This window comes from Microcystis sp. M53603_WE2 (genome assembly GCF_030065435.1).
On the sequence record NZ_JASJFF010001151.1, the window covers coordinates 1 to 7,449 of the forward strand.

Sequence of the window (7,449 nt, forward strand, 5' to 3'; positions counted from 1 at the left end):
GGATAAAAGAAACCCGCAGCCAGTGAGCGAGGCATTTTATGCCCTGAATGAGATGTGTGTGAAACCCGCTAGTATCGATAGGATGCCCACCTCAATCCTCGAAATCGAAGTGGACGGGGAAGTAGTAGATCAGTACCAAGGAGATGGTTTATTAGTGGCTACTCCCACGGGGTCCACCTGTTACACCGCTTCCGCTAATGGCCCGATTATACACCCCGGCATGGAAGCGATCGCTGTTACCCCGATTTGTCCCTTGAGTCTCTCCAGTCGGCCGATTGTCATTCCCCCGGCATCTCTGGTCAGTATTTGGCCTCTGGGAGACTACGAATTAAACACTAAACTCTGGATGGATGGCGCTTTAGCCACTTCCATTTGGCCCGGGCAATGGGTGGGAGTTACCAAAGCTGAAAAATTCGCCCAATTTATTATCCTGCGGGAAAGCTATTCTTTTTATCAGACTCTACAGGAAAAATTACAATGGGCCGGGGCGAGAATTCATTATGATGGCAATCGTCATAATTAGGGTTTGCGGCAAAAAGTTTTTCGTGGGTGTAGGGTGTAGGGTGTAGGGTTTTACCGATTTTCAGGGGGTCAATTACCTAATTTTCAGGGAAAAAGTGCCTAAATTCCCCCCGATCACTCCCATATCTGGTACTTTTTGATTTACAAAAACTCTAAAAGTCTTAACCAACAAGGGTTTTACCATTATTCAGCCAGCCCTACTTATAATTACCGAGATGCCAGTAGGGATCGTTAAAGGTTGAGCGGGGTCGAAGGAGCAAAAGGCCCCTTGCACCCCAGCGAATAGAGGGTCAAAAGTTGTCAAAATATTTGACAAAATTGCCACTTTATGGTAAGAAATTGGGTTATTCTTGTCCCGTAAATTTTAAATTTCATCCCATCCAGTTAAGCCAGAAGACATAACATAACTGGTAACGGTTGCTTCAAAAAAGTTAGCTTTGGTGTGGCCTTCTTTTTTGGTATCGGAGAAGCGTTCCAGATGATTATAGGGACTTTTGTTATACTTTTCTTCCTTGTATAAAGGCTCAAGTCCGATCGCTTTCAGTCGAATATTAGCGAGGTATTTGGTGTACTGTTCGGTACTGTATTCGGTAATACCTAAAATGTCGTTGCCAACAATGTGATTTGTCCAGCGACATTCGTGTTTAACGGCCGTATCGAACATCTCATAAATCTGTTCAACGGAATGGGAAAAAGTTGCCATGGCTTCGGGAATAAGTTTCTGATACAAACGGACGTGACTTAATTCGTCCCGGTTGATCATTTTGAAAACGTCAGCACTACCGGACATTAGCTGTCGAGAAGCGAGATTATAGAAAAAGATAAAGCCGTTGTAAAAATACAAACTCTCCAGCAAATAATCGGCAAGAAGGGCGATAAAATAGCTTTCAGTAGTTTGTTTGTCGATGTATTGCTGGTAGAGACTAGCGATAAATTCACAGCGATCCTTGAGAACTTTATCGGTACGCCAAAAGTCATAAACTTCGCCTCTGCGATCCGAGGGAATAATGGTTTCAATTAAGTATTGATAACTTTGATTGTGCATGGCTTCTTGAGAAATTTGTTCCGCCATACAAAGACTAATTTCTGGCGCAGTGACGCTACCTTTTAGGTGGGGAATATTACAGGTTTGCACGGAATCAAGAAAAGTTAGATAGGATAAAATACCATCATAAGCATATCTTTCTTCGTCGGTAAGATGCCCGTATTCAGTCACGTCTTGAGTGATATCTAAGCGTTGCGGAATCCAGAAATTTTCGCGCATTTGTTGATATAAACCCACCGCCCAGGTGTAGCGGACATCGTTTAACTGCATCAGGTTGGTGGTGTTACCAAACCAGATCGAACGGTTTTCGATCGCATCATCTCCCGCCGGATTGAAGATCGGGGAAATGGGCATCGAATGGCAAGAATTAACTAAATGTAAGGACATGATTACTTGGATATTATGGCACTTTTAGGTTATAATAGATTTTCGGTAAAAAGTCAAATGTTTTGATTTTGATTAGGAATAAATTCAAAATCTAGGGCTTCTGCCAAAGTAAATGGGCAATCCTTCGGGAATTTCTCTAGGTTTATCCCTGTTTCAATAGCGGCTTTTTTTCTGTCCTTATTATAGCATTTTTTTAAATTGTCTTCTGTTAAAAAACTCTTAAGACTAGGGCTATTTTCTAAATCTTCTTCGATTCTTTCTCGCTGCTCAAAAAGGGTTAATGCCCAGCTTCTGGTTTGTTTTTCTGGCTCTTGTAAGTATTTTAGTAAATGCCATAAAATCACGGTCAGATTGCTTTTAAGGGCTTTCTGTTGACTGATAGACATAGATTTTATTTCTTCAATTAAATTCTCTAAATCTAAATCAGAAAACCGATGATTTTCTAGTAAAGATATGGTTTTCTCTATCCAGAGATAGTAATCCTGTTCGTATAAAGTCTTATCCATAGCTGTGATTAGGTGATGAGTAGGACTTATTTTAAATGATATAAAAAAATTAAGGTGGGCATTGCCCACCCAAGTTAACCTTAATTAGCGCAACTAGAACAACTATCGTCAGACTCTCGAAAATTGTCCTTTTGTACGGTACGGATATAATAAATCGCTTTACACCCCAATTCCCACGCCATGATGAGAGTATCAAAGATATCTTTAGCAGTGAGACAACGGTTGGGTTCTGCGGGGAAATAAACCCCTTCATTGAGGTTGAATAATAATTCCATAGAAATCCCCGTATCAATCCATTCTTGCATAGTAGCGATCGCTTTTACCACTTGTTGCTGTTCGAGATTTTTATTCTCTGGATAAAACCAGAAAGCTTCTTCAATAAAAGGTGGTGCGATGGGAACGGTTCCCTTTGCCCATTTATCGTAGAAAAAGCGACTATAAACCGGCAAAACACTAGCGGTACATCCCTGTACCAAACTAGAGGAAGTATTAGGAGCAATGGCGGTAATATGGGAGTTACGGATGCCAAATCGTTGAATATCTTCGGCTAATTGTTGCCATCTTTGCGGTTGCACCGCGTTATTTAAAAACCATGCCACTGGTTTTGCTCCGATTAATTTACCTTGACTCCATTCACTACCCAAGAAAGCTTGATAAGCGCCGCGTTCTTTGGCTAATTCCATCGAAGAATAGGTACACCAATAGCCAATTTCTTCAAATAAATTACTAATTTCTGACAGGTTATTGTAGGATAATTTCCGTTTAGCTAACCAGTCAGCCAATCCCATCGCCCCTACCCCAATAGTGCGATATTTATCGTTGTGGTTTTTAGCATTATCAAAGGGAGGATTAGTGATATCGATAGTATTGTCGAGAATCCTGACAGCGATTTGACAATTAGACTCGATTTCTTCCCTGTCGATATTGGCTAAATTAAGGCTAACTAAATTACAGCAATGGGCAGTTTTATCGGGGGTGACATTGCTAAAAGATTCGGTGCATTGTCCTGTTAGAATGCCGTTAAACATTCCCAGATGACGCTTGGGTTCTGTAAAACAGTAGGTGTCATCTCGACGACAGGTTAACTCTACCGATTCAATGCGAATAAACTGAGTGGCCGAACGTTGGGGTTCTTTTAAAGTCCATTGTAAGCGATGGGTTTTAAGTCCCAATTGACCAAGTTGAAATAGTCCGACAGAATTAATCAGTAAACGATATTTTGGTTGACAGAGATATTCTTGATAATTTCCCTTTCCATTTGGCATCAATTTATAGCCACCGTCATCCATAAAAGTAACTTTGGAATCAACTCCTAAAGTCTGTAACATTAGGCGAATATCGAGCAAAAATTGCCGGTTAACAGCAGCAATCTGGAGAGACTCGTTAGAACCATTGCGGGCAACTGTTCCATCGGCATCAAGTAAACCAGCTAACCATTCTAAACGAGATTTAATTGTGTAACCATTGAGAGGAACTGTAAATTTACTGGGAATATCTAACGGGAGTTTACAGACGATCCGATCTTGTTTACTGTCATGATATACCCCTAGGGTATCGGTTTCTTTTCTCCAAAAAGTACCTTTTTCAATAGAGCCATTTCCCCGATATTTGTTACGAATAGCCAATAAGGGAAGTAACTCTTTTTTAACTCCGTATAGGTCAACTTCTGGCATTCCATTGTTTCCGTAACTCCCATCTCCAGAAAAGAATCCTGCGGTGTAGGCGTAGGGAAAGTCAAGATCATTTTCTGACTGGATGAGAGGCAGCTGGTATTTAATTAATTTATCTCCTTGTTTGAGGTCTTTTGCCTCCACAATTTCCACGGTTCCCTTGTAGTTCTTCTGAACGTAAAACTTATGGTAGTAAGTACATTCTAATGCCTCTCCGTTAGAGAAATTGACCTTTAATAAAGGCTGGTTTTCTCCAGTCTTTTTAACTAATACTTCTGACCACTCCAATCCATTCCAGACATTAACATATTCCCCCACCAAATCAGCGATTGCTATTTGTCCTCGGTCAGTGAGAATTTTTGTTTCTCCCGCGACGCATAAATTTACACCGGGGATATAGCCATCGTGCTTATTAGGATTAGCGCGATTGATGGTATCTTTGAAGGCAATGTAGGGCATTCCTGTTTCTACTTGGGAACGCATGATACTTTTAAATAAGTCCCGGGCATTGATTTTTTTATAGAGGAGAATCTCTTGATCTAAATTAGCTTCTACTAAACGATAGGCCTCTTCAAATTCTTCCCCCCATAGTTCCGCTAATTCTATACCTAATTTATTGCGAACTTCGTAGGGATCTACTAATGTCCACTCGGCTTTATTTATCACCCGACGCATGAATTCATCGGTGATAACTAATTGGGGAAAAACATCATAAGCTTTACGTCTTTGATCACCGTTTTCTGTCTGCATTTCCAGAAATTCTGGCACATCTAAATGCCAGATGTCAACACCGATAGTTACTGCCCCGGCGCGTCTTCCCCCCTGATTTACTGCAATAGCTGTATCGTTGAGTAATTTAATCCAAGGAATAATCCCCCCGGAAGCATTAGCTTTCCCCATTACCCAGCTACCAGTGGCGCGAATTCTACTCACATTCACCCCGACACCGCCACCATTTTTTGAGATGCGGGCAGCATTAGTAATCTCGTCGAAAATGCTTTCTAAACTGTCGTCAATGGAGAGGATAAAACAACTGGTTAAGGAACCTTTGGGAGTGCGTAAATTGGCTAAAATTGGGGTGGCGAGAGAGATTTTTCTTTGAGCAATCGCTTGATAAAATTTCTTCGCCCAGGGGAGTCTATTAGCTGGTTCTTCCACAGTGGCAAGCAGCAAGGAACAGGTTAATAATGCCTCTTGGGGTAACTCATTTTTGAGTAAATAACGGCTAGTGATTAACAATGCCCCTGCGTAATCATAATCGATGTCCCAATCGGAATTAATCCAAGAACCAGCTTCTTTTAATTCTGCCTCGGAATAGATGAGAATCCTTTCGTCGTACAGCCGATTTTTAACTTGAGTTTTGACAGTTTTCTCGTAATTTCCGTACTGATAACCCCGGACTACTAAGGTATCTTTCCACAGACTCCAAATATGCAATCTTCCCGCCACATAGCGCCAATCCGGTTCCTCGGGACTACACATTTCTAGGGCGCAATTAATTAAATTATCCTGTATTTCCCTGGTGGTAATCCCATCCCGCAGGCGCGTGGTTAAACCTGCTTCTAAGGCGATTGAATTGACTTTTTTGCCTTCACAAGCCCACTCTACCACGTCGCGAATTTTGCCGATATTTAAGCTTGTGGTGGAACCATCGCGCCGAATCACTCTAATTCCATGGCTGCCCATATTAGCTAAAGGGGTAGAACGAAAGGGTATTACTTCGTTATTTTTGTGAATGGAGACGGTAGTAGTCAAGGGCTTTGATTGCATAATTAGGAAATTGCGGCGTTAAAAAATTTGACAAATTAATCTATTTGTACTAGAGTATTATATCAGATTTTCTGGGAAAACACAACATCTAGCGTGTTAAATAATCTTATCACTCTATATATGGTATAGCCAGGATTATTTTGTTCCCTAAAAACAGTGTTTTGGCTGACATTTTCTGGAAAAAATTCTTGATTTTCCTGAAAAATGTAGTTCTTTTGTATGCTTGACAAAAAGCTTTTTCTTTGGCATGAAAAACAGATTGACAAAATATTTTTGATCCGATTCTGCTTGACTGCTGAGGAGGTTGTGGTCAGACTTTAGCTAATGGCTGATAGCTTATGGGTATAGTTTTGTTCTTAAGTACCTAAGTAGGGAGGCACAATTATTTGTAAGATGGGTTAGCGGTAGCGTAACATAATCGGGCGTTGGGTTTCATGCTTCAACCCAACCTACGTTCTGTCCTGGGAGATATTGCTTTTACTCCCGAAGGGGAAATCATTCAGGATAAATTCTCCGTGGCACAAATTAAAATGAATGCCGATGGTAAAAATGGTAAATTTACTTTTGTGGAAAATTAATAAGTAAGTGGTTCTTCTCGTTTCTACCTCGTTGCAAGGGTCTCCCTTGCAACGCATTTCCAGAGGTTCTAGCTCTTGTGTAATACTAAATCCTGTTTAAAGTGTTCAAGAGTGTTAAAGTCGAGTCCAAAATCAACATAATCCTGTTTTGACTTGCAATGTTCTATTCAATTAATTTCTCTAGGGATAGGACAGTATTCGATGGTGGTGTTGGACAAGAATAAAAGAAAAATGTAGGTTGGGTTTCCCTTTCTTCAGAAATTCTTCTTAAGTTTTCGTGTTCCCTAATTCTTGCTCTAAGCTAGTTCTGGAATTTCTGGCAATTATTAGTAGTGAAATGGCTCTTCTCTACTTTGTGTGATAAGCACTGATTATCATTCGTAGGAGTCTTGCTAGGCAAGGCTTTGAAGACTATATTTCTATAAAATTATCCCTATTCTTCTTCCCTCCACACAGAAACCAGAAGAGCCGTGAAATTTACAGGAAACAATAACAATTTCTTGATCAGACACGCTATAAACTAGGCGATGTTCTTTTGTAATGCGTCGTGACCATAATCCTGATAGTTCATGTTTTAATGCTTCTGGTTTTCCTAATCCAGAAAAAGGCTCTCTTTGAACATCTTTAATAAGGCTGACAATTTTAGCGTCAACTTTTTTGTCTGCGATCGCCCATTAATTAAACTCATCAAAACTTCGGGTTAGAAAGGCGACTTTCCTGATCAGTTAGCAGCATCTACATAAATATAACTATCAGGATTTTTCAGAGATTCTCTTGCCTCTTGGAGATGTTGACGGTTAGCTTCTGTGGAAAGCAGATAGTCCGTTTCATCCATTTCAGCAGCTTCTTTAATCAATAAAATCGCTTCGACAACTGTTCCTTCTGGTAAGTCGAGGGGAGGTAAACTAAGTTGACCATTTTTGATGATTGTTTGGTATTTCAGTGCATTCATATAATTTTACTATTCTTGA

The 7,449-nt window shown here is 40.4% G+C and carries 7 protein-coding genes; 2 read left to right on the forward strand and 5 right to left on the reverse strand.

The window, feature by feature from the left end; genetic code table 11:
* On the forward strand, positions 1–523 hold a 523-nt coding region (locus PX481_RS24265; protein WP_502888632.1), incomplete at its 5' end, for a diacylglycerol kinase catalytic domain-containing protein.
* A 363-nt stretch (positions 524–886) separates the two neighbouring features.
* Here PX481_RS24265 and PX481_RS24270 read toward each other — a convergent pair.
* From PX481_RS24270 to PX481_RS24280, 3 genes are all read right to left on the reverse strand, one after another.
* Positions 887–1,954 (reverse strand): ribonucleotide-diphosphate reductase subunit beta, encoded by a 1,068-nt coding sequence (locus PX481_RS24270; protein WP_288024127.1) that lies wholly within the window; start codon positions 1,952–1,954, stop codon positions 887–889.
* A gap of 53 nt (positions 1,955–2,007) precedes the next feature.
* The gene (locus PX481_RS24275; RefSeq protein WP_288024129.1) at positions 2,008–2,460 is read right to left on the reverse strand and encodes a DUF29 domain-containing protein; all 453 of its coding nucleotides are present in this window, start codon (positions 2,458–2,460) and stop codon (positions 2,008–2,010) included.
* Positions 2,461–2,540: 80 nt separating this feature from the next.
* Positions 2,541–5,900, reverse strand: a complete 3,360-nt coding sequence (locus PX481_RS24280; RefSeq protein ID WP_002757163.1) for a ribonucleotide reductase barrel domain-containing protein — start codon at positions 5,898–5,900, stop codon at positions 2,541–2,543.
* Positions 5,901–6,334: 434 nt separating this feature from the next.
* Between PX481_RS24280 and PX481_RS24285 the strand changes: the two genes are divergently transcribed.
* Entirely contained in the window at positions 6,335–6,478 is a 144-nt protein-coding gene (locus PX481_RS24285; protein ID WP_002757162.1) for a hypothetical protein, read from the forward strand.
* Between the two features lie 419 nt (positions 6,479–6,897).
* Here PX481_RS24285 and PX481_RS24290 read toward each other — a convergent pair whose 3' ends face one another.
* A complete protein-coding gene (locus PX481_RS24290) occupies positions 6,898–7,146 on the reverse strand; it encodes a Txe/YoeB family addiction module toxin (RefSeq protein ID WP_288024136.1) in 249 nt (82 codons plus the stop codon).
* A gap of 53 nt (positions 7,147–7,199) precedes the next feature.
* Entirely contained in the window at positions 7,200–7,430 is a 231-nt protein-coding gene (locus PX481_RS24295) for a hypothetical protein (protein WP_002757161.1), read from the reverse strand.
* Positions 7,431–7,449: the final 19 nt, after the last annotated feature.